Annotated in this window: 2 protein-coding genes and 1 pseudogene; all 3 read right to left on the bottom strand. The window is 42.9% G+C overall.

Annotated elements, in window-relative coordinates; translation table 11 throughout:
* Positions 1-368, bottom strand: a pseudogene (locus tag F6K20_RS32475) (hypothetical protein); the annotation flags it as partial.
* Positions 369-452: 84 nt separating this feature from the next.
* Positions 453-1880 carry a multicopper oxidase family protein gene (locus tag F6K20_RS32470; protein WP_287297516.1) on the bottom strand — a complete coding sequence of 476 codons (1428 nt, stop codon included), beginning with the start codon at positions 1878-1880 and terminating at the stop codon, positions 453-455.
* A 173-nt stretch (positions 1881-2053) separates the two neighbouring features.
* On the bottom strand, positions 2054-2650 hold the full coding sequence (locus F6K20_RS32465) for an NADPH-dependent FMN reductase (protein WP_287297514.1): 597 nt from the start codon (positions 2648-2650) through the stop codon (positions 2054-2056).
* Positions 2651-2868 lie beyond the last annotated feature (218 nt).

Below are 2868 nucleotides of genomic sequence, written 5' to 3'. Positions count from 1 at the left end.
CCCCCTGCTAAATAGGCAGCAGTCAAGCCGACTAGGGAGCCATCTACAGCATATGTATGTACGATATCAGTCTTATTCTGGCGACAATAACGGTAGCTCTTCCAGATAGCCCAAAACAGGTTAAGGCTATATTTATTCGAGTATTTGATGCTAATATAGGGAATTTTTTGTGCTGTTAAATATTCCGACAGGTCTGTTGGTCCTTGGTCTAGTAATACAAATGATAATTCAAACCTCTCTTTGCTTAATTCACTACAGATCCATTCAAAGCGCTTAAATCGTAAATTTGTTGCTATGATGTAGGTTACTCTAATTTTCCTTCTCTTGTTGGCTTGGACGATTTGTTCTTCTGCAAGGCTTTTATTCATTAACAATCTCCTTAGAACGGCAGCAACAGAGGAAGTTCCCCTTAAGAACTTCCGTCTACCAGAGAAAAAACACTCCGCTCACTCCTAAACATCCCTAACGGGCGCGGCTAGAGGAGGATTTATCACTTTAATATTCTGCATCATTCCCCTGTCTTCATGAGCTAGGATATGACAGTGATAGACAAATACGCCAGTAATGACCGGGTTCACAAAGGGAATACGAACCACAGTTTTGCTTAGTTCTTTACAAGTTTGTGTATTATTATCTGTTATACAAGGTGGCATATCGACTGTATCCTGATCCCCCTGGGGCTTAGTGGGGTCGTAGTTAGTCATGTTCAAGAAATCGAGTTGGTGGATATGGAAGGCATGGTGGCCAGGTGTTGCATTTAACAGCGTCCATTCTTCGATATCGCCTACTTGAACAGTTGTATCGATCCGGTTCTGATCGTACACTTTGTCGTTGATCGTGAACACGCCCTTCCTCGGGTTCCCAAAGGTGAAAGTACCCTTGTGATTGTTAGGGATATACAGTTGGGCTAGCTCATGGGGAGATGGCTGGCTCGGATCTAGTTCTGTTGGGGTTTGGGAAGTTATATAATCAACTAAAGACTTTCCTCCAGTGTTGTAGGTTACTTGATCCCCTGTTACGGCAACCGTTGCTAATTGGTACGCTTTCTTTGGGGTTTCTGTGCTCGGAGGTAACGGTAATAATGAGACGAGATTGTACGTGTCTCCAGATTGACCGGCAATCACTAGCAGTTCAACTCGGCTAGCAGGGGGTAGCAGAATTGGCTCCTTAGTGGCAATTGGGTTAGTGACAATGGGGTAATATTTCTCAATACCCTCAATGATAATCCCACCTGACATGCCACCCAGAACCTGTATGTCGCTGGTGGTGTGGAAATGGGGGTGATACCAGAACAACCCAGACTGATGGGTGGGTGGTATATCTACCTCCATTGGGTATGGATCTTGAGGAGTGGCTGATGATGCTAAAAGGGGAACATGTATGAGTACATCGTCAGAACCAGGTAGTGGCGATACATTGAAGCCATGATAATGAAGGTTGGTATTTTGAGAAGACTGTGGCTTTGTCGGGATGTTCCACAAGTTATTGATCAGGCTTAAATTGATAGTATTATTAGGTAATATCCGTAAGGTTGGGGGAGTGTAGCTGAAGTCGAAGTTGCCATCAACCTTGTAGGGACTGGAAAGCTGATAGAGCAGTCCATTGCACTTTTCTTCACCTCCAAAATCGATCTGACCTTGGTCTGCGGTTAAGGTTATGTCCAAATCAGCGTATACGCCTCGCTCGACAGGCAGGAAGGGCGGATTTGGGAATGGTCGCGGAGTCTGGGTAAGACAGGTATCAGGAGGTATGGAAGTTGCCTGTCCCGTTGGAAGTTGCAAAAAGTCAATTTCTGGAAGTGCATCCTTTTGGGGTGATGCCATGCTTGAAGATGTCACACCGTTTGGAGATATCGGAACCTCAGCCAATGTAAGCGCCATTACTTCCCCTGGAAATGTACCTATAGAGATGAAAACGCCTGCTATCGCCACGATAAGTAGCCTGCGTAGGAATAGAAATAAACACCCCATAATCTGTATTTTCATCTCATCCAGAGAATTACTATGACAGTCTTTCATACGGCAACCAACTTTTGCCAAAAAGTTAATATAACTTAAAATAAACTTGAAAACTGCTTTTGATTAACCATCGCTTCGCTGTACCAAACCAGTTCATTAATAAAGGATGCGATTTTGGGTTTAAACCCAAAATCGCATAATTTACCATTTTCATCAAATAATTCCTTCACCTTAGCAACAGGCAATTTATCTGGAATCGGTAACCCACCTAAAGCCAGGCAGACTAATCGTAACTGCGCCAAACAATCAAGTCCTCCAAATCTCCCAGAAGACACGGTACATATACCAATAGGTTTATACTTTAAAGCTTGGGGTTCCAGATAATCCAGGGCATTTTTTAAGACTCCAGGATAGCCATTTTTGTATTCAGGAGTAACCAGTAATATCCCATCTGCTTGACCTAACTTAGAGCAAAACTGTAGGACATTATCAGGAGGATTTGAGCTATCCTGTAATCGCTCCTCTAACATGGGTAACTTATACTCACCCAGGTCAATCAGTTCAGTATCTATTCGGTTTTGCTCAATAAGTTCTCCTAAAATAAATTTCGCTACTTTGAGACTTTCCCGACCAATGCGGCAACTCCCTAAAACAATAGGAATTTTTAGCTTGATTTTGCTTAATTCTTCCATCTTGAATACTGGAAGGGGACTCCCTTTATAAAATTTAATTAGCTATCAGCATTCAGCTATCAGCATTCAGCTATCAGCATTCAGCTATCAGGTATCAGCATTCAGCTATTAGCTCTCAGGTATCAGCTATCAGGTATCAGCATTCAGCTATTAGCTCTCAGGTATCAGCATTTAGCTATTAGCTATCAGGTATCAGCATTCAGCTATTAGCTCTCAGC

The sequence above is a fragment of the Moorena sp. SIO2C4 genome (assembly GCF_010672485.1).
In the GTDB taxonomy this organism is placed as follows: domain Bacteria; phylum Cyanobacteriota; class Cyanobacteriia; order Cyanobacteriales; family Coleofasciculaceae; genus Moorena; species Moorena producens.
This window is presented reverse-complemented; position numbering and strand designations above follow the sequence as displayed.